This is a genomic window from Serratia sp. NPDC087055 (genome assembly GCF_044900985.1).
In the GTDB taxonomy this organism is placed as follows: Bacteria; Pseudomonadota; Gammaproteobacteria; order Enterobacterales; family Enterobacteriaceae; genus Serratia.
This window is the reverse complement of record NZ_JBJDOG010000001.1, coordinates 533,725-556,821: the sequence shown is the minus strand read 5'-3', so window position 1 is coordinate 556,821 and position 23,097 is coordinate 533,725. Positions and strand designations below refer to the sequence as shown.

25 protein-coding genes are annotated in these 23,097 nt (G+C 56.3%); 5 read left to right on the top strand and 20 right to left on the bottom strand.

Annotated elements, in window-relative coordinates; all coding sequences use genetic code 11:
• Positions 1 to 106: 106 nt before the first annotated feature.
• The 7 genes from flgH to flgB all read right to left on the bottom strand — a co-directional run bounded on the left by flgH (position 107) and on the right by flgB (position 5,360).
• Complete coding sequence (gene flgH / locus ACI2J2_RS02615; protein ID WP_209636127.1) at positions 107 to 805, bottom strand: flagellar basal body L-ring protein FlgH; 699 nt, start codon at positions 803 to 805, stop codon at positions 107 to 109.
• A 72-nt stretch (positions 806 to 877) separates the two neighbouring features.
• Entirely contained in the window at positions 878 to 1,660 is a 783-nt protein-coding gene (gene flgG, locus ACI2J2_RS02610; protein WP_020827517.1) for a flagellar basal-body rod protein FlgG, read from the bottom strand.
• An 18-nt stretch (positions 1,661 to 1,678) separates the two neighbouring features.
• Positions 1,679 to 2,434 carry a flagellar basal body rod protein FlgF gene (locus ACI2J2_RS02605; protein WP_209635572.1) on the bottom strand — a complete coding sequence of 252 codons (756 nt, stop codon included), beginning with the start codon at positions 2,432 to 2,434 and terminating at the stop codon, positions 1,679 to 1,681.
• Between the two features lie 12 nt (positions 2,435 to 2,446).
• Entirely contained in the window at positions 2,447 to 3,670 is a 1,224-nt protein-coding gene (gene flgE, locus ACI2J2_RS02600) for a flagellar hook protein FlgE (protein WP_209635574.1), read from the bottom strand.
• A gap of 176 nt (positions 3,671 to 3,846) precedes the next feature.
• Positions 3,847 to 4,524: a flagellar hook assembly protein FlgD gene (gene flgD, locus ACI2J2_RS02595; RefSeq protein ID WP_209635576.1), complete on the bottom strand. Its 678-nt coding sequence runs from the start codon at positions 4,522 to 4,524 to the stop codon at positions 3,847 to 3,849.
• A 12-nt stretch (positions 4,525 to 4,536) separates the two neighbouring features.
• Positions 4,537 to 4,941: a flagellar basal body rod protein FlgC gene (gene flgC, locus ACI2J2_RS02590; protein WP_037418983.1), complete on the bottom strand. Its 405-nt coding sequence runs from the start codon at positions 4,939 to 4,941 to the stop codon at positions 4,537 to 4,539.
• Between the two features lie 11 nt (positions 4,942 to 4,952).
• Entirely contained in the window at positions 4,953 to 5,360 is a 408-nt protein-coding gene (gene flgB / locus ACI2J2_RS02585; RefSeq protein WP_209635578.1) for a flagellar basal body rod protein FlgB, read from the bottom strand.
• Between the two features lie 160 nt (positions 5,361 to 5,520).
• Here flgB and flgA point away from each other — a divergent pair, with 160 nt between their 5' ends.
• The 5 genes from flgA to ACI2J2_RS02560 all read left to right on the top strand — a co-directional run bounded on the left by flgA (position 5,521) and on the right by ACI2J2_RS02560 (position 8,080).
• Positions 5,521 to 6,174: a flagellar basal body P-ring formation chaperone FlgA gene (gene flgA / locus ACI2J2_RS02580; protein ID WP_209635581.1), complete on the top strand. Its 654-nt coding sequence runs from the start codon at positions 5,521 to 5,523 to the stop codon at positions 6,172 to 6,174.
• 190 nt (positions 6,175 to 6,364) lie between these two features.
• Positions 6,365 to 6,691, top strand: coding sequence for a flagellar biosynthesis anti-sigma factor FlgM (gene flgM, locus ACI2J2_RS02575; protein ID WP_265553887.1), 327 nt, complete (start codon positions 6,365 to 6,367; stop codon positions 6,689 to 6,691).
• A gap of 56 nt (positions 6,692 to 6,747) precedes the next feature.
• On the top strand, positions 6,748 to 7,182 hold the full coding sequence (locus tag ACI2J2_RS02570; protein WP_209635585.1) for a flagella synthesis protein FlgN: 435 nt from the start codon (positions 6,748 to 6,750) through the stop codon (positions 7,180 to 7,182).
• A gap of 227 nt (positions 7,183 to 7,409) precedes the next feature.
• Positions 7,410 to 7,655 (top strand): type II toxin-antitoxin system RelE/ParE family toxin, encoded by a 246-nt coding sequence (locus tag ACI2J2_RS02565; protein WP_404759353.1) that lies wholly within the window; start codon positions 7,410 to 7,412, stop codon positions 7,653 to 7,655.
• A gap of 122 nt (positions 7,656 to 7,777) precedes the next feature.
• A complete protein-coding gene (locus tag ACI2J2_RS02560) occupies positions 7,778 to 8,080 on the top strand; it encodes a helix-turn-helix domain-containing protein (protein WP_404759352.1) in 303 nt (100 codons plus the stop codon).
• Between the two features lie 4 nt (positions 8,081 to 8,084).
• On the opposite strand, the gene ACI2J2_RS02555 is transcribed toward ACI2J2_RS02560, so the two are convergent.
• The 13 genes from ACI2J2_RS02555 to motA form a co-directional block, all read right to left on the bottom strand.
• On the bottom strand, positions 8,085 to 8,489 hold the full coding sequence (locus ACI2J2_RS02555; RefSeq protein WP_209635589.1) for a flagellar protein FlhE: 405 nt from the start codon (positions 8,487 to 8,489) through the stop codon (positions 8,085 to 8,087).
• A complete protein-coding gene (gene flhA, locus ACI2J2_RS02550) occupies positions 8,489 to 10,567 on the bottom strand; it encodes a flagellar biosynthesis protein FlhA (RefSeq protein ID WP_265553892.1) in 2,079 nt (692 codons plus the stop codon). Before flhA ends, ACI2J2_RS02555 begins: the two co-directional genes overlap by 1 nt.
• Complete coding sequence (gene flhB, locus ACI2J2_RS02545) at positions 10,560 to 11,711, bottom strand: flagellar biosynthesis protein FlhB (RefSeq protein WP_209635593.1); 1,152 nt, start codon at positions 11,709 to 11,711, stop codon at positions 10,560 to 10,562. The genes flhA and flhB overlap by 8 nt, the downstream gene beginning before the upstream one ends.
• A gap of 174 nt (positions 11,712 to 11,885) precedes the next feature.
• Complete coding sequence (cheZ, locus tag ACI2J2_RS02540; RefSeq protein ID WP_037418947.1) at positions 11,886 to 12,530, bottom strand: protein phosphatase CheZ; 645 nt, start codon at positions 12,528 to 12,530, stop codon at positions 11,886 to 11,888.
• Between the two features lie 10 nt (positions 12,531 to 12,540).
• On the bottom strand, positions 12,541 to 12,930 hold the full coding sequence (gene cheY, locus ACI2J2_RS02535) for a chemotaxis response regulator CheY (protein ID WP_012145701.1): 390 nt from the start codon (positions 12,928 to 12,930) through the stop codon (positions 12,541 to 12,543).
• Between the two features lie 86 nt (positions 12,931 to 13,016).
• Positions 13,017 to 14,066: a chemotaxis response regulator protein-glutamate methylesterase gene (locus ACI2J2_RS02530; RefSeq protein ID WP_209635595.1), complete on the bottom strand. Its 1,050-nt coding sequence runs from the start codon at positions 14,064 to 14,066 to the stop codon at positions 13,017 to 13,019.
• Entirely contained in the window at positions 14,066 to 14,938 is an 873-nt protein-coding gene (gene cheR / locus ACI2J2_RS02525; protein ID WP_037418939.1) for a protein-glutamate O-methyltransferase CheR, read from the bottom strand. Before cheR ends, ACI2J2_RS02530 begins: the two co-directional genes overlap by 1 nt.
• A 28-nt stretch (positions 14,939 to 14,966) precedes the next feature.
• Entirely contained in the window at positions 14,967 to 16,592 is a 1,626-nt protein-coding gene (locus ACI2J2_RS02520) for a methyl-accepting chemotaxis protein (RefSeq protein WP_209635597.1), read from the bottom strand.
• A gap of 85 nt (positions 16,593 to 16,677) precedes the next feature.
• Positions 16,678 to 18,348, bottom strand: a complete 1,671-nt coding sequence (locus tag ACI2J2_RS02515) for a methyl-accepting chemotaxis protein (RefSeq protein WP_209635599.1) — start codon at positions 18,346 to 18,348, stop codon at positions 16,678 to 16,680.
• Positions 18,349 to 18,559: 211 nt separating this feature from the next.
• Positions 18,560 to 19,060 (bottom strand): chemotaxis protein CheW, encoded by a 501-nt coding sequence (gene cheW, locus ACI2J2_RS02510; protein ID WP_012145706.1) that lies wholly within the window; start codon positions 19,058 to 19,060, stop codon positions 18,560 to 18,562.
• 31 nt (positions 19,061 to 19,091) lie between these two features.
• The gene (gene cheA, locus ACI2J2_RS02505) at positions 19,092 to 21,074 is read right to left on the bottom strand and encodes a chemotaxis protein CheA (protein WP_404759351.1); all 1,983 of its coding nucleotides are present in this window, start codon (positions 21,072 to 21,074) and stop codon (positions 19,092 to 19,094) included.
• 4 nt (positions 21,075 to 21,078) lie between these two features.
• Positions 21,079 to 22,044, bottom strand: coding sequence for a flagellar motor protein MotB (motB, locus tag ACI2J2_RS02500; protein ID WP_209635603.1), 966 nt, complete (start codon positions 22,042 to 22,044; stop codon positions 21,079 to 21,081).
• Positions 22,041 to 22,931, bottom strand: a complete 891-nt coding sequence (motA, locus tag ACI2J2_RS02495; RefSeq protein ID WP_037418923.1) for a flagellar motor stator protein MotA — start codon at positions 22,929 to 22,931, stop codon at positions 22,041 to 22,043. The genes motB and motA overlap by 4 nt, the downstream gene beginning before the upstream one ends.
• Positions 22,932 to 23,097: the final 166 nt, after the last annotated feature.

Genomic DNA, 23,097 nt, shown 5'->3' with positions numbered 1-23,097 from the left:
CAGGCAGTTTGAGGGCTGACAGCGCGCAGGGAGCGGAGCTTACACGCGGTACGTGACGGCCCCGAGCACTGCCCAACCTCAAAATGGCACGTAAAATAGCCTGTACTCAAAACGGAGAGACATTTAAGAAGAAGCGCTGCAACCAGCCCATGGTCTGCGCCTCGTTGATATAGCCGTTGCCGACGTATTCAATACGTGCGTCCGCCACCTGGGTGGAGGTAACCGAGTTACTGCCGCTGATCGTGCGCGGGTTGACCACCCCGGAAAAACGAATGAACTCGGTGCCCTGATTGATGGCGATCTGTTTTTCCCCTACCACGTGCAGATTGCCGTTGACCAAAACCTGGTTGACCGTCACGGTAATGGTACCGCTGAAGGTATTATTGGCGTTGGCCCCGCCCTTGCCACCAAAGGTGCTGTCGCCGGAAATATCCATATCGGCACGCGCGTTGCCCAGCAGGCCGTCCAGATAACGCGGTGATGTGGCAACGCCGAATTTGCTGGCGCCGTTGCGACTGGCGTTGGCGGAGGAGCTTTTGCTGGCACTGACGTTTTCTTGCAGCACGATGGTCAAGGTATCGCCGATGTTGCGCGGACGACGGTCTTCAAACAGTGGCTGATAACCGTAGTTCATCGGCTGCACCGTCTGGAAAATGGAGCCGTTCGGCACGGGCGCACCCGCCGGTGCTGGCTGCGCCGTGGTAGCACCGTCCACCAGGGGTTTATGTGGAATGTAAGCGCAGCCGCTCAGCGTCAGCATCGCCATTGCCGCCAGCCAGCGTTTTCCTTGCGGCTGCTTTTCCATCAGATATGTGGTTACCACGGGTATCGCCTTTGTTTCACAAAATAGGGTTACGGGCGCAACAGCGCCCGTCAATTACAGTTGCGTCAGTTTTTGCAGCATCTGATCGGAAGTCGATACCGCTTTGCTGTTGATCTCATAGGCACGCTGGGTCTGGATCATATTGACCAATTCTTCCGCCACGTTGACGTTAGAGGTTTCCACGTACCCCTGATACAGCAGACCGGCACCGTTTAATCCGGGCGTGCTCTCGTTCGGCGCACCGGAACTTTCGGTTTCCTGATACAGGTTCTCACCCATGCTTTCCAGGCCGCTGTCATTGATAAAGGTGGTCAGTGTCAGTTGGCCTACCTGCTGGGCGGCGGTTTGCCCCTGCAGGGTGGCGCTGACGATACCGTCACGGCCTACGGTAATACTCAAGGCATTGGCCGGAATGGTGATCGCCGGTTGCACCTGGAAGCCACTGGCCGTCACCAATTGTCCGTTCTGATCTCTCTGGAACGAACCATCACGGGTATAAGCCAGGGTGCCGTCCGGCATCATCACCTGGAAAAAACCCTGCCCCTTGATGGCGATGTCCTTGCTGTTGTTGGTCTGCGACAGGTTGCCCTGGCTGTGCAGACGTTCGGTCGCCACCGGACGAACGCCGGTACCGATCTGCAACCCGGACGGTAACGTCGTCTGCTCGGAGGACTGTGCCCCCGGTTGACGCATGGTCTGGTACAGCAGATCTTCGAACACCGCGCGCTGACGCTTAAAGCCGTTGGTACTGACGTTAGCCAGGTTGTTGGCAATCACGTCCATATTGGTCTGCTGCGCATCCAGACCGGTTTTGGCAATCCATAAAGATGGGATCATGGGTTATTTCCTTGCTTATTAACTCATTGATAACAACGAGTTGGCGCGCTGTTCATTTTCATCCACGCTGTGGATGACCTTCATCTGCATCTCAAAACGACGGGCGTTGGCGATCATATCGACCATGGTTTCCATCGGTTTGACGTTACTGCCTTCCAGCACGCCCGGCATCACCTGCACCAGCGGGTCATTCGGCAACTGATTGCCACGCTGCTGCTGGGTTTCCGGCGTCAAACGAAACAGGCCGTCATCGCCGCGCGTCACTTCACGCGCATCGGCCTTCACCAGTTTCAGTCGGCCGATCTGAGCGATGCTGTTCGGCGGGTCGCCCGCGTTCAGCGCCGAGATAGTGCCGTCTGCGGCGATAGTGATCTCCGCCGATGGCGGTACCTCGATCGGCCCGCCGTCGCCCATCAGGGGCACGCCCTGCACCGTCAGTTGCCCGGTGGGGGAGATCTGAATATTGCCGTTACGGGTGTAGGCTTCACTGCCGTCCGGCAGGCTTACGGCCAAAAAACCGTCCTGCTGCAGCGCAACGTCCAGCGGACGCGCGGTGTAGTTCAGCGCCCCTTGGCTCATGTCAGCACCCGGTGTGGAAGCCGTTACCAATGTACGCGTCGCCAGGCTCGGGCCGTCTACCGGCACCGCGCGCAGCGCCGACAACTGGGCACGAAAACCCGGCGTCGAGGCGTTGGCCAAGTTATTGGCGGTGACCGCCTGCTGGTCCAGCGTCTGCCGTGCCGCACCCATCGCGGTATAAATCGCGTGATCCATAACTCAATCCTATTAGCGCAGGCTAACCAGCGTTTGCAGGATGGAGTCCTGCGTCTTGATGGTCTGAGCATTCGACTGATAGTTGCGCTGGGCAACAATCATATTCACCAGCTCCTGGCTAAGATCGACGTTGGACGACTCCAGCGCACCGCTGGCCAATTTGCCAAGCCCGCCGCCGCCTGCCAGACCCACGCGCGGTTGACCTGACGCGCCGGTTTCTTGCCACACGTTATCGCCCTGAGAAGCCAGGCCTTCCGGGTTGGAGAAGTTAGCCATCACGATCTGCCCCAGTACCTGCGTCTGCTGGTTGGAGTAGATCCCCACGACCGTACCGTCGTTGTTAATCTGGAAGTTGGTGTATTCACCTGCCGCGTAGCCGTCCTGCGAGACTTTGCTCACCGAGTCGCTGCTAACGTTCTGCTGCATACTGCCGGCAAAACTCAGCGTGAAGTTCTGCGCCGGGGCACCGTCTTTGCTGCCCATCGGGATCAACATGCTGAAATCACCCACGGCACCCTGGGTACTGGTAGTGCTGACCAGATTACCGCTGGTGCTGAACTGCATCGTCCCTGCATCCACCGGTTTCTCGCTGCCGTCCTGGGTATAGACCTGCCACTTGTTATCGTCGGTCTTCACAAAGTAAGCATTGATGTTGTGTGCATTGCCGAGTGAATCATAAGCGGTGATGGTGTTGACGTAGTTGTAGGAGTCCTGCTTGGTCGGATCGAACGTTTTGTTTTCCGGCACTTTATGCGTGGACTTCAGGTTAGCCACCATAGAACCAGAGGAAGAAGCCTTGGCGTTCATCATGCCTTCAGGAATGCTCAGCGGCACCGGGTTAGCGCCCTGCTGAATGGTCGGTGGCGTACCGGCTGCCGGGTAGCCCGTCAGTTGCAGACCTTGCATGTTGGTCAGGTTACGGTTTTCATCCAGTTTGAACTGGCCGTTGCGGGTGTAGAAGATACCGCCATCCTTGTCCTGCATGCGGAAGAAACCGTTGCCGGTGATGGCCACGTCCAGCGCACGGCTCGTACCGGTGGTGGTGCCACCCTTAAAGTTCTGGGTGATACCGGACACCTTAACGCCCAGCCCAACCTGCGACCCAGCAAACATGTCGGCAAAAGAAACGCTGCCAGATTTAAAGCCGGAAGTGGCAGAGTTGGCGATGTTGTTACCAATCACGTCCAGGTTGGTTGCTGCCGCGTTTAAGCCGCTTACTGCCTGAGAAAAGGCCATGTTATTCTCCGAATAGTGTTTAGGCATCCATACCCGTCATACTTCAAGCTGCAGGTGTGCAGACCGCCTTGACTCACCCGAATCGGCTACCTGAGGAAGCGCATCGGGAATCGTTCAGTGGCCGCCCCTGCGACCCGAATTATTTTGGGTATAACCGAGTGAAATACATTGTTGTGCTATAAGATCTGTCGAACATCTTCCAGTGTGGCGCTACCCGCCAGACCAAGATCCAGCTTGGCACCGTTGCCATCGCGGATTACGCCGTTGACCATGCCAAAATGCAGGCTGCGGGCCACCAGCTGTTCGCCATTGCCCTTGGCGTTGATCGCCACTTTGTAGGCACCGTCGGGCGCGGCACTGCCGTCATCCAACGAGCCATCCCATGTGAACGAATGCACGCCGGCGGTCAGACCGCCGATCTCAATGGTACGTACCACTTGTCCGTTAGCATTGGTGATGGTCGCGGTGACCTGGTCTGCGGCACGTTCCAACTCAACGCCAAATGGCGTGGTGCTGACCTTGCCCTCTTTGCTGCCGGCCAGAATGTTGCTGCCGGGGACCATCACGCCATGGCCGATCAACGCAGTGGCCTGCAGAGACTGATTGCTGTTGATCTGCCCGGAGATCGACCCCAGTGTGGTGTTAAGTTTCTCGATGCCCTGAACGGTATTGATCTGTGCCAACTGGCTGGTCAGTTCATTGTTCTGCATCGGGTTGGTGGGATCCTGGTTCTTCAGCTGCGCCACCAGCAGTGTCAAGAAGCTGTTGTTCAGATCCTGGCTGTTGGTGGTTTTGCTGTTAGCCCCGATAACGGTGTTATCCAGCGTTTCATTCGTCGTTGCGGCAATAGCCATGGTGGTCTCCGGTTATTGACCCAACGTCAGGGTTTTCATCATCATCGACTTGGTGGTGTTAAGCACCTCGACGTTGGCCTGATAGCTCCGGGAGGCAGAAATGGTGTTGACCATCTCGCCTACCACGTCGACGTTCGGCATACGTACGTAACCCTTGGCATCGGCCAGCGGATTACCGGGCTGATACACCATGCGCTCCGGTGCGGGGTCATCCACCACTTGTGCCACTCGCACACCGCCCGTTGGCTGCCCAGGTGCGGCCGCCACTTCGAACACGACCTGTTTGGCACGGTAGGGTTGACCGTCCGGGCCGGTCACACTGTCGGCGTTGGCCATGTTGCTGGCACTGACGTTCATGCGCTGCGACTGTGCGGACAGCGCAGAGCCTGAGATATCAAATATATTCAGTAATGACATGAACCTTATCCTTATTGCAGCACCGACATCATCCCTTTGATCTGACCGTTAATTAACGTCAGATCGGTCTGATATTTCAGGCTGTTATCGGCGAAATTGGTGCGCTCACGATCCATGTCCACCGTATTGCCGTCCATCGACGGTTGATCCGGTACGCGGAACAGCAGATCGAGTTGCGGTGGCTGCATGTTCTGCGCCGGGATGTGGCGTGCGGACGTCATATTCAGCGCAATACCACTGCCGCTGACGCGGCCCTGTTCCAGCACCTTATTCAGTTGGCTGGCGAAATCGATATCCCGCGCCTGATAGCCCGGTGTGTCTGCGTTGGCGATGTTGGCGGCCAGAATTTCCTGCCGCTGGGCGCGCAGGTTCAGCGCCTCTTGACCAAAGCGCAGAGCAGCGTCCAGTTTGTCGATCATGCTCCCTCCGCGAGGTTAGAATTTGGAGCCGACAGCATAAACGTCCCTTCCGCCAGCCTATCGTGGGAATAAGAGCAAAATGCGTCGCTATTTATCTGCTTAGCCTGCGCGCAGTCCGGGTACACTTACGCGCACCCTGATGGCTATTGAGGAAGCGATGATGAAAGGTAAAATGCGGCTGTTTACCCTGCTGATGTTCAGCATGAACGCGCACGCCGACGATCTGGCGGTGCAGATCGATCGCTTCATCAGCAGCCAGTTCAGTGGCAGTCCGGTGCAGGTCAAGGTGTTGGTGCGCACGCCACCATCCCAGTGGCCACAGTGCGAATTTCCGCAGCTTTCTCTGCCGCAGAGTGCGCGCCGATGGGGTAATATCAGCGTCTCGGCGCGCTGTGGGCAGGAACGGCGTTTTATCCAGACGCAGGTTCAGGTGATCGGGAAATACCTGGTGTCGGCGCGCGGCATCAGTGCAGGTCGCCAGCTCACGGCAGCGGACATCACGCTGAAAAGTGGGCGGCTCGACACACTGCCCCCACGGACATTGAGCGAACCCGGCAAGGCCCTCGGGGCCATCAGCCTGCGGAATATCAGCCCTGGCCAACCGCTGACCTTCGCGATGTTACGCCGGGCCTGGGTGATCAAGGCCGGTCAGTCAGTTCAGGTGACGGCACAAGGAAGCGGATTTAATATCACGGGTTCGGGCAAAGCGATGAACAATGCTGCCGCTGAAGACAGCATCCGCGTTCGCATGGCTTCCGGGCAAATTGTCAGTGGTATTGCCGGTGACGACGGCACTATCCGCATCACATTATAAAAATGTCTCCCCAAGATCATGGGCGTTGTCTCAATGCAGTCAACAAAGATGCAACTTCAAGCATGACGGGTATAAAGGTTTCTTAAAACCTGCCGATAAGAAAAACATAAGCAGTATTTTATTGGCCGCCAGGGCCGCAAAAAAATATCAGCCATTGCCTGCGCGGCGACGGCAACGATGGAGATTGACCATGAGTATCGATCGCACCCAACGGCTGCACCCCGTTCCGGCGGTGCAACCGCGTGAAACGCCAGCTGAAAATCCACTTCAGCCGCGCAAGGCCGCACAGACAGAAAGCACCGTCAGCGGCACCCAGGTTAAATTGAGCGACGCGCAAGCGCGGTTAATGCAACCGGGCACGCAAGATATTGATATGAACCGAGTGGATGCCATTAAACAGGCGATCCGTAACGGCGAGCTGAAAATGGATGCGGGCAAAATTGCCGATGCGCTGCTGCAAGACGTGCAAAACGACGCGCAGTGGATGCCAAACGGCAGCCCAACGCCAGAGGCTTAATCGGGCATTGCCGCCAGATTAAGACTCAGGGACTCTTTGAAAGGTGACTATTTGCAATGGATAATCTGGCGCAATTGATCAATAAGCTGCTGGAAACCCTGAATGCGCTGGATACAGTGCTGACGGAAGAACATGATTTGCTCTGCTCAGGCCAATTACCGGGTGTGGCGTTGCAACGCGCGACCGACGCGAAGAGCCAGTTATTGGCCACGGTAAACTATTTGGAACAGCAACGACTACGCCAGGAAAGTGCACAAGGGCAGCAGGCCCCTTATTCTGCACATCCGCCCCTGGCAGAGGCATGGCAACACGTACAGAGGCTCAGCCAACAGCTGCGCGATAAAAACCAGCATAACGGCATGTTGCTCAATCAGCAGATCGACCACAACACCCAGGCGTTGGCGATCCTCGGCAAGCAAAATAAATCGCTTTACGGCCCGGATGGCCAGTCACGCAACACCAGCCTGCTAGGCCGAAAAATCGGCGTTTGACCTACGAGATGCCACCCGGTTGCCCTTCAACCGGGTGCTCTGCGTCTATTGCGATCGCACTGGCACTCTTATTATCACCCTATCTTATTAGCCGCTTTTTATTTGCAGAGTGCTGCGCAATGCCGGCATTTGGACTTTTACCTTCTCAACGCCTTCCCTCACCCTGTGTTGGTTTTCAAATTACTTTATCTATACCCTTAAAGGGTATAATTTCACAGGGAGGATGGATGGCCGATATTTATCTCACCAAAACGTTTCAGGCATTCGCCGCTCATGAACGTATCAGCGACGCTACGGTGATTAAGGCCGCTCGTGAAATACAAAACAAACTGTACGATGCCAACTTGGGCAGTTGCGTGTATACAAAACGCGTTGCCAGAGCCGGGGGGGGAAACGCGGCGGTTACCGAGTGCTTATCGCTTTTCGGGAGGAAGATCGCCTGTTTTTCATGCGGGGGTTTGCCAAAAAAATGAAAAGAACAATATCGTTAATGATGAGCTCGCCGGGTTGCAGTGTCTGGCTGCACTCTATCTGGATTTCTCGCCCTTCAGGCTTTATCCGTTGGTTAATGACAAGAAGTTGAGGAGACTGACCTATGAGCAAAATCCTTGCTGAGATCCACCAAGAGGTTCAGGAACTGCATCAGTCGGGTTTTGTTGACGATGTCACTATGCGAACCTTCAACATGCTGTGTTTACGCTCGGTAAAACAGTACACCGCTGCCGACATCCGCGCCCTGCGCGAGCGCGAAAACGTCAGTCAACCGGTGTTTGCCTTGCACCTGAACGTCAGCAAAAAAGCGGTGCAAAAATGGGAGCGCGGTGAAGCTGTTCCAAATTCCGCCGCAATGAAGCTACTTTCGCTGGTCGAACACAACGGGCTGGCAATCCTTGCCTAATCCGTCATTCGTAATTAACAATCACCTGATTGCTAATCACGCGCAGTGGCGGGTTTAGGCTACCGCGCGCCTGCACGTAATAAACAAAGCGCAGCTCGGCGTTGGCCGGTTCGCCCTGTAACCCGCTGCTGCTACCGCTGCCGCCGCCCAGCACAATACAGCGGGTTAAGGTGCAGAGCTGTGCTTGCATACCCGCCGGTTCGCCAGCCAGCAGTTGGTAGCGCCAACTGACGCTGGTGATACGCGCATTCCCGTCCGGTAACGCATTAGGCGCACGTAGCCCTGGCGATTCCCCCCGCTCACCCCCGTACTCCAGCGTGGCACCGACACTGTCGGCCACCCAGGAACCGGATATCGCCTGTACGCTCATCGGCGCCAGCAGGCAAATCAGCGCCAAAAGCCGTTTCATTAAGCTGCCCCTATCGTGGACGTCATACGGATTTGTCGATCGTCATTAATTTCCAGGTTTGACAGCACCACAATCTGCGGCAGACTGCGGCGCAGGAAGCGTGCCAGCAGCGCCCGCAGTGCGTGGTTCACCAACAGTACCGGCGGGGCACTGAGCATTTCCTGTCGCTGGAGCGCCTGCCTGGCCTGTTCCAGTAAACGATCTGCCAGCCCCGGCTCGAGCCCTCCACCGCCCTGCAGCGCCTGCAATAACAAGCGCTCAAGTTGAGTATCCAAACCAATAACCTGAATTTCACCGTTGCCCGGGAACCACTGCTGGGTTATCGCCCGTCCCAATGCAACGCGTACCACGGTCGTCAACTCATAAGGATCGGTTTGCGACGGCGCATGCTCCGCCAGGGTTTCAATAATGGTACGCATATCGCGGATCGAAACCCGTTCAGCCAGCAGGTTCTGCAACACCTTATGCAACGTGGTCAGCGACACCACACCGGGCACAAAATCTTCGGTCAGTTTAGGGATATCCTGGGCGACACGATCCAACAGTTGCTGCGTTTCCTGTCGACCAAACAGCTCGCTGGCGAACTGACCAATCAAATGATTAAGGTGGGTGGCTACCACGGTACTGGCCTCAACCACGGTAAAGCCCTGGATCTGCGCCTGTTCGCGCAGCGCACTGTCAATCCATACGGCTTCCAGGCCAAAGGCAGGATCGGTGGTTTTGTCTCCGGCCAGCTCACCCACGGCGTTGCCCGGGTTGATGGCCAACCAACGTCCCGGCTGCGCTTCACCACTGCCTATTTCGACCCCTTTCATCAGGATACGGTAGCTCGCAGGGGGCAATTCCAGGTTATCGCGTATATGCACGACCGGCGGCAGGTACCCCATTTCCTGGGCAAACTTTTTACGGATACCGCGGATACGGCCGAGCAGCTCGCCGTTCTGCTGGAAATCCACCATCGGGATCAGGCGGTAACCGACCTCCATACCCAAAGGATCTTCCAACTGTACGTCTGACCAACTGGCTTCCACCGCCTGCGGATTGTCCTGCGCTACCGGCACTTCTTGCACCTTCGGCGCTTGCTGATCGCGCCCGCGCAGCCACCAGGCTAGCCCTAACAGGCCTGCGGTGAACAGCAGGAAGACCAGGTTCGGCATTCCCGGGACCAGCCCCAGCAAACCCAGCACAGCCGCACTGAGTAACATGACGCGTGGGTTGTTGAACAGTTGGCCAACCATCTGCTCGCCAACGTCCTGATCGGTGGCCACACGGGTGACGATAACACCCGCGGCAGTGGAGATAACCAATGCGGGGATCTGCGCAACCAGGCCGTCACCGATAGTCAGCAAGGTGTAAGTTTCTGCTGCAGTGCCCAGCTCCATCCCGTGCTGAAGTACGCCGACCAACAGGCCGCCGACCACGTTCAACACCATGATCATTAAACCGGCTACCGCGTCGCCACGCACAAATTTACTGGCACCGTCCATCGAGCCGTAGAAATCAGCTTCCTGTGTGACTTCAGAACGCCGTTTTTTCGCATCCTCTTCACCGATCAACCCCGCGTTGAGATCGGCGTCGATCGCCATTTGCTTACCCGGCATGCCGTCCAGCACAAAGCGGGCGCCCACTTCGGCAATACGCCCGGCACCCTTGGTGATAACCATAAAGTTGATTAACACCAAAATGATAAACACCACAATACCGATGGCGAAGTTACCGCCGACCAGGAAGTGACCAAAGGCCTCCACCACGCGACCGGCAGCGGCTGAGCCGGTGTGCCCTTCCATCAGGATGATTCGTGTCGAGGCGACGTTCAGCGACAGGCGCAATAAGGTCGAGAACAGCAATATGGTGGGGAATGCAGCGAATTCCAGCGTACGCTGGGTGAACATCGCCACCAGCAGCACCATGATCGACAAGGCAATATTGAAGGTGAACAGCAGATCGAGGATAAATGCCGGCAACGGCAACACCATCATCGACAGGATCATCAGAATCAGTATTGGGCCAGCCAGCACCTGCCACTGCGTATCTTTAAAACTGCCCGGCAAACGAAGCAAGGCGGCTAAATTAGCCATCAGAGTTACTTTCTCCAGCAAAATCCAGTGCTTCCGGCACCGGTAAACGTTCAGGTTTTTTCGGGATCAATCCCCCTTCACGCCGCCAGCGTCTTAGCTGGTAAACCCAGGCCAGAACTTCGGCCACGGCGGCATACAAGGTAGCGGGAATGTGTTGTCCAATCTCGCTGTGCCGATACAATGCACGTGCTAACGGCGGCGCTTCCAGCATAGGGATGCGGTGCTCCGCACCCAGTTCGCGGATGCGCAGTGCAATCTCGCCGGCCCCCTTGGCCAGCACTTTCGGCGCGCTCATCTTTTTGTCGTTGTACTGCAATGCGACAGCGTAATGCGTCGGGTTGGTGACGATGACGTCAGCCTTGGGCACGTCCGCCATCATGCGGCGGCGAGCGATGGCACGCTGCTGCTGACGGATGCGCCCTTTGACGTGCGGATCACCCTCTTGTTCCTTGAACTCGTCACGGATGTCCTGCTTGGTCATCTTCAGCTTTTTGAAGTGGCTCCACAGCTGATAAAACACATCGAACGCCACCATTGGCGTCAGCCCAAGCACAACCAGCAAGCCGCAAAAAATGATCATGTGCAGCGCGTTACCCAATGCATCGAGCGGTTGTTGCGTCACCAGATGCAGCATCGCTGCCCAGTTGTGCCACAAGAATAAACCGGTGATCCACCCGACCAACGTCGCCTTCAGGATGCCCTTCAGCAGCTCCGCCAGCACCTGGCTGGAAAAGATCCGTTTCAACCCCGACAGCGGGTTCATGCGCTTTAAATCAAATTTGAGTGATTTACCGCTTAGCAGCACGCCGCCCAGCAGCATAGGAGCCGTGAGCGCCACCAGCGTCAGCCCCGCCATGATCGGTAATAGCGCCCACACCGCCTGCCGCAATAGCATGCCCAATTGGTGCAACATCTGCCTGTCGTTGCTGACCATGCCGTGATCGAAATTCAGGCCCTGCGTCAACATTGCCGCCAGCTGTTGCGCCATGTTGCCGCCGGAGACCCAGATGATCGACAGCCCTGCCACCAGCATCAGAACGGATGTCAGTTCACGTGAGCGTGGGATCTGGCCATCTTCGCGCGCCTTCTCCACCCTGTGGGGCGTGGGGGCCTCGCTCTTTTCCAGATCGCTGTCTTCGGCCACGGGCGCGCTTCCTGTGCGGGGGGAATAAAATTGCGGTCAGCATGCCAAAAAAATGCCGATTTCATTGGCGGAACAGCGGGGAAAAAGACGGGTTATTTGAGGGATGAAGGTAAGTGGGCCATATCCTGTCGCTGAAAACATCAGGGACGCAGCCAGGCCGCGTCCCTGAGCGCATTAGAAACCGAGGCTATCGAGCAGATCGTCGACTTGCGCCTGGTTGGCAATGACGCCGGCACCGTTTTGGTCGAGCTGCGGGCCATTGAGCAGGCTATCGTTCGGCTTTTTCTCTTTCGCCGGCTGTTCTGGAATATTTTCCATCAGCACCATCAACAGCTGCTTTTCAATCTCCTGCACCACGTCCATCATGCGTTTGATCACCTGACCGGTCAGATCCTGGAAATCCTGCGCCATCATGATTTCCAGCAACTGGGCGTTAGTGAACGCCGTATGCTCTGGCACCTGTTCCAGGTACTGACGGGTGTCGGTCACCAACTCGCGTGCGTCGTCCAACTCAATGGGATCGGCAAACCAGTCGTCCCAGCGGCCCTTTAAGGCTTTAGCCTCTGACTCCAGCTCCGCCTGACGCGGCTGAGCCGCCTCAACGCAGTTCAACGCCCGTTCCGCCGCCTGCGCCGTCATGGTGACCACGTAATCAAGACGATCGCGTGCATCCGGGATTGCCTCTGCCGCCTGGGCGATCGCCTGATCGAGCCCCAGTTCGCGCATGCTGTCACGCAACATGCGTGTCAGTTGGCCAATGCGGGAGATTATCTCCCCCGCGGTTGCCGCATCGCTGGCAGGCATTGGAATGTCTCTCATCGCCCTCTCCTTACATGCCCAGTTTTTCAAAGATCTTATTGAGCTTTTCTTCCAGCGTTGCCGCCGTAAAAGGTTTCACCACGTAACCGCTGGCGCCAGCCTGAGCCGCCGCGATAATGTTTTCTTTTTTGGCTTCTGCCGTCACCATCAGCACCGGCATACTCGCCAACGCACCGTCAGCACGAATAGTTTGCAGTAATTCCAGACCGTCCATGTTGGGCATGTTCCAGTCGGAAACCACAAAATCGAAATCGCCGGCACGCAGTTTGTTCAGCGCATCCGCACCGTCTTCGGCTTCTTCTACATTGTTGAATCCTAACTCCTTCAACAAGTTTCTGACGATACGACGCATAGTGGAAAAGTCATCCACCACCAGAAACTTGAGGCTCTTGTCTGCCATTTTTATTCCTAACCTTTTAAATTATTCCAAACAATAGCCACCTCACGGCAGCCATTAGCGATAGCCCTATCAATAAGGGCATAAAATCAAATACGCAGCGCTTGGCCACCGGCAATTTGCGCCAGCATGCGCTGACTCATGCGATCCAGTTCCACCACTTCATTAACCCCGCCCGAGGCAATTGCCTCACGCGGCATTCCGAAGACCACGCAACTGGCTTCGTTCTGTGCCAGCGTATAGGCACCGGCACGGTGCATTTCCAGCATCCCTGCCGCACCGTCATTACCCATACCGGTCAGGATCACCCCCACCGCATTGCGCCCTGCATACTGCGCCACCGAGCGGAATAGCACGTCCACCGATGGCCGATGGCGATTCACCGCCGGGCCGTCGTGCAGCTTCACCTGGTAGTTGGCCCCGCTGCGCGATAGCTCCATATGCCGGTCACCCGGCGCGATATAAGCATGACCCGGCAGCACGCGTTCGCCGTCTTCGGCTTCTTTCACCGTGATCTGACAAAGCTTGTTCAACCGTTCGGCAAATGAACGGGTAAAGCCCGGTGGCATATGCTGAGTGATCAGCAACGCAGGGCTGGTCGCCGGCAGCGGTTGCAGTACCTGACGGATGGCTTCCGTTCCCCCGGTAGAAGCCCCAATGGCGATTAACTTTTCGCTGCTGAGCAAGGGGGCATGGCTGAGGATCGCCGGTGCCGGGCTGTTAGAGCGCTGTGGTAACCGCGCCTTGGCCGCTGTGCGGATTTTTTCAGCAATCAGTTCGCTGTACGCCAGCATGCCTTCGCGAATACCCAGCTGCGGTTTCGTCACGAAATCAACCGCCCCCAGCTCCAGCGCCCGCAAGGTAATTTCCGAACCTTTACCGGTCAACGATGACACCATCACCACCGGCATCGGGCGCAGCCGCATCAGTTTTTCAAGGAAATCGAGCCCATCCATACGCGGCATTTCGACGTCCAACGTCAGCACCTGTGGATTAAACTTTTTGATCAGATCGCGAGCAACCAGTGGATCGGGAGCACTGGCTACCATCTCCATGTCGGAATGACCGTTGACAATCTCGGTCATCAACTGCCGCATAAGTGCCGAATCGTCTACGCACAATACTCTGATTTTATTCATTACCTCTCCTTGGTCAGGCCATACACGGTCTGCCCACGCAAGTAGAAATCCCGGCTGATCTGGCTAAAGTTCTCGGAGTGACCGGCAAACATCAGGCCCCCCGGTTTAAGCAAGGGTACAAAGCGGCGCAGAATGCGCTCTTGTGTCGCCTTATCGAAATAGATCATCACGTTGCGGCAGAAAATAGCGTCAAACTGGCCCGGCAGCGCCCACTCGGGGGCCAACAGGTTGAGTGACTGGAAGTTCACGCGCCCCGCCAGTTCAGGTCGTACCCGTACCAGCCCCTGATGCGGGCCGGTGCCGCGCAAAAAGTAACGCTGCATCTGCGTCGGCGTCAGGGTGCGCAAATCTTCCTGTCGATATACCCCCGCTTCGGCCTTTTCCAATACCTGGGTATCAATGTCACTGGCCCATACCTGGCAGCCAGTGGCACGTTGCCCCAGCACATCACTCAGGGTGATCGCAATCGAATAGGGCTCTTCCCCCGTCGATGCCGCAGTACTCCACACGCTATAACCGTTTGGCCGCTGACGCGCATGCTCCGCCAGAATGGGGAAGTGGTGCGCTTCGCGGAAAAAGGCCGTCAGGTTGGTGGTCAACGCATTGATAAATGCCTGCCATTCGGCACTGTTTGGATCGCTTTCCAGCAATGCCAGATAGTCGCCAAAGTCATTCAGGCCCAATAAACGCAGGCGACGCACCAAACGGTTGTAAACCATCTCTCGTTTGTGCTCCGCCAACACAATGCCGGCACGCTGATAAATCAGCTGGCTGATACGCCGAAAATGCACGTCCAGCAACGGCAAACGTTGCACCATCTGCGTCAGTAATGTCGCAGGGTCACGATGAGGAATCGACGGTGCCGGTTTCATACCATCTCACTTAGAAAAAACGGGCTGCTTATGCGGTTTGACAATCTGAGGCTTCCTTTACCACGGGTGAAACGGCGTCTTTCGCGTTAACAGGGGCAGCGAAGTTATCGTCCGCCAAGCGGAATACCGATACTGCGTCAGCCAGAGTTATTGCCTGATCTTCCAGTGCAGTCGCCGCTGAAGCCGCTTCCTCCACCAACGCGGCGTTCTGTTGAGTTACCTGATCCATCTGGGTCACCGCCTGAGTCACCTGTTCGATGCCGCGGCTTTGTTCGTCTGACGCGGAAGCGATCTCGCCCATGATGTCAGTAACCCGGGTGACCGAACGCACGATGTCCTGCATGGTCGCACCGGAATTTTCCACCAGTACTGAGCCTTGCTTGACGCGGCTGACTGACTCGTCGATCAGGCCTTTAATTTCTTTCGCCGCCTGTGCACTACGCTGCGCCAGGTTGCGCACTTCTCCGGCGACCACGGCAAAACCACGGCCCTGCTCACCGGCACGTGCTGCCTCGACCGCTGCATTCAACGCCAGAATATTGGTCTGGAAGGCAATGCCGTCGATAACGCTGGTAATGGCGCCAATCTTCTGAGAACTGTTGGCGATGTCATGCATCGTGGTCACCACATCGCCCGCCAGTTCACCGCCCTTGGCTGCGGTCGTTGACGCATCCCGTGCCAACTGTGAGGCCTGACGTGCGTTATCGGCGTTTTGTTTCACCGTGGCGGTCAGCTGCTCCATGCTGGCAGCGGTTTCTTCCAGCGAAGCGGCTTGCTGTTCAGTGCGTGAAGAGAGATCGTTGTTCCCCTCAGAGATTTCCTGCAAGCCAATCAGGATCGACTCGGCACCGTCACGCACCGCGCCCACAGTGCCAATCAGCGATTGTTGCATCCGTTGCAGGCTGGCGAATAATTGGCTGATCTCATTACGCCCATACACCTGGATCGGCGTGGCCAAGTCACCGGCGGCAATGCGATCAAAATGGCTGCGCATAATATTCAGCGGCTGCACCAGCATGTTACGTAACCACCACATGGCGCTGCCGGTAACCACGACCAACATCAGCACGGCACCCGCCACAAACCAGCCCGACAGGGTGAACGAGCGTTGATTCGACGCATTGGCTTCGCTGACATTCGCGTTCACCAGCTGCAGATACTGAACAAAGTCAGCTTCAAACAGATCCTGGGTTTTCTGCGTCGGCTGATCCATAAACGCCTGCAGATTATCGTTCTCCAGGAAGGTGATCAGCTCCCGCAGCGCGCTGCGCAGCCGGTCATAGCTTGCCTTGGTGGTTTCTGTCAGTTGTTGTTCCTGTTCGCTATTACGCGGCACCGCCAGGAACTGGTTAAAATAGAGGTCTGCTTTCTGCAACGAACTGCGCGCATTGCCCATCAGTGAATTCACCTGATCTTGCGGCAACTTGAGCGCTGAACGGGTACCGGCGCGGTTCAGCGTGTTGCGCGCCTGCAGTAACGACACCCAGCTTAAGCTAAGGGCGTCGCGCTGCTGGCTACCGAGGGTGATCAGGTTTAGATTATGGTTATCGGAACGGAAAGCGGTATACGACAAGCCGCTGGTGGCCAACTGCATAACACAAAAAGTCATCAACAACAGAAACAGACTGGTAGAGACGCGGATTCGGTTAAACACTGTGAACCTCCTTGCAGCCGGCCGATGGCCAGCTTACGACGGGGAATAGGCCTCCCCCAGAGACGGAAGGAGGCCCAAATGCCGGTTAGAACGTTTCCCAGTTATCCTGCGGATCGCTGGCGTTCATTTTTTTATGATTGAGTACCGGTGCTACTGCTGCCTTGCTCGTGACGGGCATTTTGAACTCGTCCTGGCCTGCCGCTTTAAGGCGGAATACCGCCACTGACTGCGTCAACATGCTGGCCTGTTCTTCCAGTGCCGCGGCTGCCGAGGCGGACTCTTCCACCAACGAGGCGTTCTGTTGTGTGACGCGATCCATTTCAGCCACGGCCTGGCCCACCTGATCGATACCACGGCTTTGTTCATCGGATGCCGATGCAATCTCACCCATGATGTCGGTAACACGAGTGACCGCATTCACGATGTCGCCCATGGTTTCACCGGCGCTTTCCACCAGTACCGATCCCATATCAACACGGTTGACAGAGTCTTCAATCAGGCCTTTGATTTCCTTCGCCGCCTGTGCGCTGCGCTGCGCCAGATTGCGCACTTCGCCAGCCACGACCGCAAAACCACGGCCCTGCTCACCGGCACGTGCCGCTTCTACCGCGGCGTTCAATGCCAGAATGTTGGTTTGGAAGGCAATGCCGTCGATCACGCCTGTAATATCAGCGATTTTCTGCGAACTACCGGCGATGTCATGCATGGTCTGCACCACATTGGCGACCACTTTTCCGCCTTTCTGCGCGGTTTCGGACGCGCTCAATGCCAGTTGGCTGGCCTGACGGGCGTTCTCGGCGTTCTGTTTCACCGTCGCGGTCAACTGCTCCATGCTGGCAGCGGTTTCTTCCAGTGAGGCGGCCTGCTGTTCGGTGCGTGAAGAGAGATCGTTGTTGCCGGCGGCAATTTCGGATGCGCCACTATAAATAGCGTCGGCCCCCTGGCGTACACCGCTGACGGTCTCGATCAGTTCGCTTTGCATGTGCTTGAGGCTGGCGGCCAACACGCCCATTTCATTGCGGCTGGTCACGGCGATCTGCTGGGTCAAATCGCCGGCGGCGATCATCTTGATGTGTTCGATCATGCGGTTCAGCGGGCGTACCAGAATGTGGTGAATACCGCTCCACACCAGCACAATGACCGCCAACACGACCGCCAGCACAACCACCAATGTCCAGATGGCGAAACTGAAGGAGTTATTGCTGTCTTCCACTGCGCTCTGGTAAAGCTTGTCGTTTTGAGCCAGATAGGTGTTGTAGATATCCTCAAAGGCGTCCTGATAGCTTTGCGTCGGCTGGTCAAAGAAGGCGTTGATCTTGCCCTCACCCAGCAATACGGTCAGTTCGGTGAGTGCACCGTGCAAAATGCCGTATTGCTGCTTGAGTTTTTCGGCTGCTTGCGCGTCCTGGCGGGCGTTGAGAGGAATTTTGTCATAGGCGGCATAGTGTTGCTCCGCGACGACCAGGTTACTCTTGGCCCGTGCCAGTAACTCGGCAACGGTGGCACCGCTGCCAATGTTATTGGTATCCATCATGTGGCGGATACCGGCACGGTTCAGGGTGTTACGGGCCTGCAGCAGGTTGACCCAACTTTCGTTCAGCTCTGACTGTTGCTGACGAATGGTCTGCAATACGGTGAAGTTTTCTTTATCATTCTTCAGTGAGGAGAAAAATAGCCCGCCTGAAACCAGCTGCAAGGCGCCAAATAACACCAGCACCAGTAACAGGCTGGTGACCACCTTCATACGATTAAACATGTTTTCCCTTGTTGAACGCCCGCGCGGACAGGCCCTGATTACGTTGATTGACAGAGTTATCGGCGCGGAAAGGAATAACTTTATGCAGGGGGGTAACTATTTTTGGTAGGGTTCAGAGCGTGGTATGCAACGTTTGTATGTGGAACCATTATCGAGCGTCGAAATTCAGGGCGCAGCATGCGGCGCCCCTACGGGTATAATCATCCGCGAGTCAGGCGCTTTTCGCGACGCTGTCGACCAAGGACATCTCTTCGCTGCTCAGCAGCTTTTCGATATCCACCAGAATCAGCATACGATCGCCCAATGAGCCCAGGCCAGTCAGGTATTCGGTAGCCAGCGTAACGGCGAACTCAGGAGCTGGGCGGATCTGTTCGGTCGTTAACGACAGCACGTCAGACACACCGTCAACCACAATGCCCACCACGCGCTGACCAAAGTTCAGTACGATCACGACGGTGTTTTCATCATAGGACACGTCCTGCTGAGCAAACTTCACGCGCAGATCGATAATCGGCACAATCACGCCACGCAAATTGGTCACGCCTTTGATAAACGCCGGCGTATTGGCAATACGCGTAACCTGATCGTAACCGCGGATTTCCTGCACCTTGAGGATATCAATGCCATATTCCTCATTGCCCAAGGTAAAAATCAGGAACTCTTGCCCTACCGTTTCGCCAGCCAGTTTGCTGACGGTTGCCAGTCCTGCCATGTCATTCACCTTTAAATCAATAGATTAATTATTATGCAGCTGCGTCCGTCTGACGCTGTTCGCGGTTCAGCGTTTGCAACGCCGAGACATCGACGATCAACGCCACACTGCCGTCACCGAGAATAGTGGCGGCGGAAATCCCCGGCACTTTGCGATAGTTGCTTTCCAGATTCTTGACCACGACCTGGTGCTGGCCGATCAGTTGATCCACCAACAGCGCATAGCGACGGCCAGCGCTTTGCAGAATAACGACAATGCCTTGGGTCGCGTCGGTTTTGGCGCCCTCAACCTCAAACACCCGGAAGAGTTCTACCAACGGCAGGTATTCGCCACGTACCTGCAACACCCGCTCTCCGCCGGCCAACGGATGCAGATCTTCGGCCTGTGGCTGCAGTGATTCCATCACGGCATTGAGAGGCAGAATGAACACTTCATTGTTTACCTTGACCGACATCCCATCGAGGATAGCCAGCGTCAGCGGCAGCAAAATACGGATAGCCGTGCCCTTGCCTGCCTGAGAGTGGATTTCTACATGGCCACCCATTTCCTGAATATTTCGCTTAACCACGTCCATGCCGACACCACGACCGGACACGTCAGTCACTTGTTCAGCGGTGGAGAAGCCTGGCGCGAAGATCAGCATACCGACGTCTTCATCGCTCATGCTGTCGCTGACCGCAATACCTTGCGATGTCGCTTTGGCGAGAATTTTCTCACGATTCAGGCCCGCGCCGTCATCAGTGACTTCAATGCAGATATTGCCGCCCTGATGTTCTGCCGACAGGATCAAATTACCCACTGCCGACTTACCCGCCGCAACACGCGTTTCCGGGTCTTCAATACCGTGATCCAAACTGTTGCGAACCAGGTGCGTTAACGGATCGATAATGCGTTCGATCAGGCTTTTGTCCAGTTCGGTAGAACTGCCCTGCAATTGCAGCTCTACCTGCTTGTTCAGCTTGCTGGCCAAATCGCGAACCAAGCGAGGGAAACGGCTAAACACGTACTCCATCGGCATCATGCGGATCGACATTACCGACTCTTGCAGATCGCGCGCATTGCGCTCCAACTGGCTCATGCTGTTCAGCAGATCGCCGTGATTCACCGGGTCCAGGCTGCCAGAACGCTGCGCCAGCATGGACTGGGTGATCACCAGTTCGCCCACCAGGTTGATCAACTGATCCACTTTTTCTACCGCGACGCGGATACTGGTCGATTCGCTGGCCTTGGCGCGCGATTTAGGCGCATCAGCCATCGCCGGGGCCGGTTTGGCGGCAGGCACTGGCGGGGCTGCTGCGACGACAGGCTCCGGCTGCGGCGAGACAACGGGCGACGGTTCGGCCTGCGGCGGCGTGGAGAAGCTGATTTGCTCCGGTTCCAGCACAAAACACAGCACCGCACTGATGTCGTCTTCACTGGCGGAAGTCAGTAACGTGACTTCCAGGCTGTTGTCTGTTTGGTGCGGGTTCTTCACCTCGCCCAGATTCCCCAGCTCTTCGAGCATCAGCGGGACTTCGTTCGGCTTCAGGCCGCACAAGCAAACGCGCATCCCGCCTTCGATCGCCTCAGGCGCAGCAACGGCATGTTCTGTGACAGGTTGTGCAGCGGGAGCATCCTGCTGCTGTGCGTCTAATGCAAGCTGCCGCAGTGCCTGGCAAATATATTCAAAGCTGTCGGCATCCGGCTTTTGCGACGTTTTGTAGGCGTCCAGTTGCTCCTGCATAATGTCTTTGGTTTCCAGAAACAGGTTGATAATTTCGGTACTCAGGCTCATTTCCTGACGCCGCGCACCGTCCAGCAAGTTCTCCAGCAGGTGAGTCGTTTCCTGCAGCACCGAGAAACCAAAGGTGGCTGCGCCGCCCTTGATCGAATGTGCCGCACGGAAAATGGCATTCAGCGGCTCAATGTCCGGAGCCAAGGGATCGAGCTCCAGCAGATGTTGCTCCATGTCGGCCAGCAACTCGTCTGCTTCATCAAAAAAAGTCTGATAAAACGCACTAATATCCATGCTCACGGGGTCACCTCTGCTGTGAGTCGCTGTTAGTTGGTGAAGGGAGAGCCGCCGGTGCTTCCGGAACAATGAGGGTTGCCGGGGCCGTTGCCGACGGCGCCAATGATTTCAGCTCGACCGGTTGGGCAATGTCCATCGCCGTGCTTTCGCCATTTTCGTGTTCGATGCCTTGCTGAGTTTGCTTGTTCAACACCAACACGGTGATTCGGCGGTTAATCGCATCGTCTGCGCCGTGTTGCTTGAGGCTCATGGTGGCGGCCATACCCACGACGCGCAGCACCTTGCCTTCCGAAAGCCCACCGGCGATCAGCTCACGCCGTGACGCATTGGCCCGATCGGCTGACAATTCCCAGTTGCTGTAACCCCGTTCACCCGTGGCATACGGAATGTCATCGGTATGGCCAGACAAACTGATTTTATTCGGCAAATCGTTCAGGATAGGCGCAATGGCACGCAGAATATCGCGCATGTAGCTTTCCACTTGCGCACTGCCGGTTTTGAACATCGGGCGGTTCTGGCTATCAATGATCTGAATGCGTAGCCCTTCATCCATCATGTTGATCAGTAGATGCGGGCGCAGCGCCTTCAAGCGCGGATCGGATTCAATCAGCTCATCAAGCTTTTCACGCAGTTTGTTCAGTCGCAGTTCTTCGTCACGCTTTTCCAAGGTGTCAATTTGCTTTTTCACCAACCCGTCCTGTTGGGTAGGGTCATCCCCACCGCCAGGGATCGGGCTGCTTTCCGAACTGCTCTTATCGCCCGCGGTCAACGCCACTTTCAGCGGTGTGCGGAAGTATTCGGCGATTTGTGTCAGCTCTTGCGGGCTGGCGATTGCCAGCAGCCACATCACCAGGAAAAATGCCATCATCGCCGTCATAAAGTCGGCATAGGCAATTTTCCATGAGCCGCCGTGATGGCTGGCATGATGCGACTTGCGCTTTCTGACCAAAACAACCGGGTGATTCTGCTTCATGCCTGTTCTTCTTCCGTCGCCTGCTGTGCCGGCGCTTTCACCCGACGCACATGTTCTTCCAGTTCAACGAAGGACGGGCGTTCAGTGGTGTACAACGTTTTACGGCCGAATTCGACCGCGATCTGCGGGGCGTAACCATTCAGGCTAGACAACAACGTGACCTTGATGCATTGCATCATTTTCACGTTTTCGGCACTTTTTTGTCGCAGCAACGTCGCCAACGGAGAGATAAAGCCGTAAGCCAGCAAAATACCGAGGAAGGTACCGACCATCGCGTTGGCGATCAACGCGCCCAGTTCCGCTGCCGGACGATCGGCTGAGGCGAGTGCGTGCACCACCCCCATGACCGCCGCAACAATACCAAAGGCCGGCAATGAGTCGCCGACCATCGCCAGGCTGCCTGCCGGCACCTCGCTTTCCTGCTCAAAGGTTTCGATCTCTTCGTCCATCAACGCTTCGATCTCAAACGCATTCATGTTGCCGCTCACCATCAGCCGTAAGTAATCGGTAATAAACTCTACGAGGGTGTTATCGGCAAGAATGCGCGGATAATTAGAGAAAATTTCACTTTCCTGCGGATTATCAATATCAAACTCGAGGGACAACATGCCCTGCTGGCGGGATTTGGCCAATAGCCGGTACAGCAGCGCCATCAGATCCATGTACAAATCTTTGCTGTATTTCGAACGACGCATCAGTTTGGGAATGGCGCGCAGGGTAGACTTTATCGCCTTACCGTTGTTGCCCACGATAAAAGCGCCGATGCCCGCACCGCCGATGATCAAGAACTCTGCCGGCTGATAAAGTGCACCCAGATGCCCCCCCACAATCAGGTAGCCCCCAAAGACCGCACCCAATACCACGAGATAACCCAAAATAACTAACACACGCATTCCTTAAATTAACAATGTGGATGGAAGGTGGGATAAGCGCGCTGTTGAGCCGTATCGGCGCAGCCGGCTGGGCTGCGCCTATGGGTTCGTTCTGCCGAACCCGGTGTTTAACAACTCTGTTTATGCCCGTCATCTTCAGGTTGCAGTGGTGTTGACTGCA

Coding starts and splice junctions, on each gene's coding strand:
- flgH (WP_209636127.1), bottom strand. CDS start 805: ATGGAAAAGCAGCCGCAAGGAAAACGCTGGCTGGCGGCAATGGCGATG.
- flgG (WP_020827517.1), bottom strand. CDS start 1,660: ATGATCCCATCTTTATGGATTGCCAAAACCGGTCTGGATGCGCAGCAG.
- ACI2J2_RS02605 (WP_209635572.1), bottom strand. CDS start 2,434: ATGGATCACGCGATTTATACCGCGATGGGTGCGGCACGGCAGACGCTG.
- flgE (WP_209635574.1), bottom strand. CDS start 3,670: ATGGCCTTTTCTCAGGCAGTAAGCGGCTTAAACGCGGCAGCAACCAAC.
- flgD (WP_209635576.1), bottom strand. CDS start 4,524: ATGGCTATTGCCGCAACGACGAATGAAACGCTGGATAACACCGTTATC.
- flgC (WP_037418983.1), bottom strand. CDS start 4,941: ATGTCATTACTGAATATATTTGATATCTCAGGCTCTGCGCTGTCCGCA.
- flgB (WP_209635578.1), bottom strand. CDS start 5,360: ATGATCGACAAACTGGACGCTGCTCTGCGCTTTGGTCAAGAGGCGCTG.
- flgA (WP_209635581.1), top strand. CDS start 5,521: ATGAAAGGTAAAATGCGGCTGTTTACCCTGCTGATGTTCAGCATGAAC.
- flgM (WP_265553887.1), top strand. CDS start 6,365: ATGAGTATCGATCGCACCCAACGGCTGCACCCCGTTCCGGCGGTGCAA.
- ACI2J2_RS02570 (WP_209635585.1), top strand. CDS start 6,748: ATGGATAATCTGGCGCAATTGATCAATAAGCTGCTGGAAACCCTGAAT.
- ACI2J2_RS02565 (WP_404759353.1), top strand. CDS start 7,410: ATGGCCGATATTTATCTCACCAAAACGTTTCAGGCATTCGCCGCTCAT.
- ACI2J2_RS02560 (WP_404759352.1), top strand. CDS start 7,778: ATGAGCAAAATCCTTGCTGAGATCCACCAAGAGGTTCAGGAACTGCAT.
- ACI2J2_RS02555 (WP_209635589.1), bottom strand. CDS start 8,489: ATGAAACGGCTTTTGGCGCTGATTTGCCTGCTGGCGCCGATGAGCGTA.
- flhA (WP_265553892.1), bottom strand. CDS start 10,567: ATGGCTAATTTAGCCGCCTTGCTTCGTTTGCCGGGCAGTTTTAAAGAT.
- cheZ (WP_037418947.1), bottom strand. CDS start 12,530: ATGAGAGACATTCCAATGCCTGCCAGCGATGCGGCAACCGCGGGGGAG.
- cheY (WP_012145701.1), bottom strand. CDS start 12,930: ATGGCAGACAAGAGCCTCAAGTTTCTGGTGGTGGATGACTTTTCCACT.
- ACI2J2_RS02530 (WP_209635595.1), bottom strand. CDS start 14,066: ATGAATAAAATCAGAGTATTGTGCGTAGACGATTCGGCACTTATGCGG.
- cheR (WP_037418939.1), bottom strand. CDS start 14,938: ATGAAACCGGCACCGTCGATTCCTCATCGTGACCCTGCGACATTACTG.
- ACI2J2_RS02515 (WP_209635599.1), bottom strand. CDS start 18,348: ATGTTTAATCGTATGAAGGTGGTCACCAGCCTGTTACTGGTGCTGGTG.
- cheW (WP_012145706.1), bottom strand. CDS start 19,060: ATGGCAGGACTGGCAACCGTCAGCAAACTGGCTGGCGAAACGGTAGGG.
- motB (WP_209635603.1), bottom strand. CDS start 22,044: ATGAAGCAGAATCACCCGGTTGTTTTGGTCAGAAAGCGCAAGTCGCAT.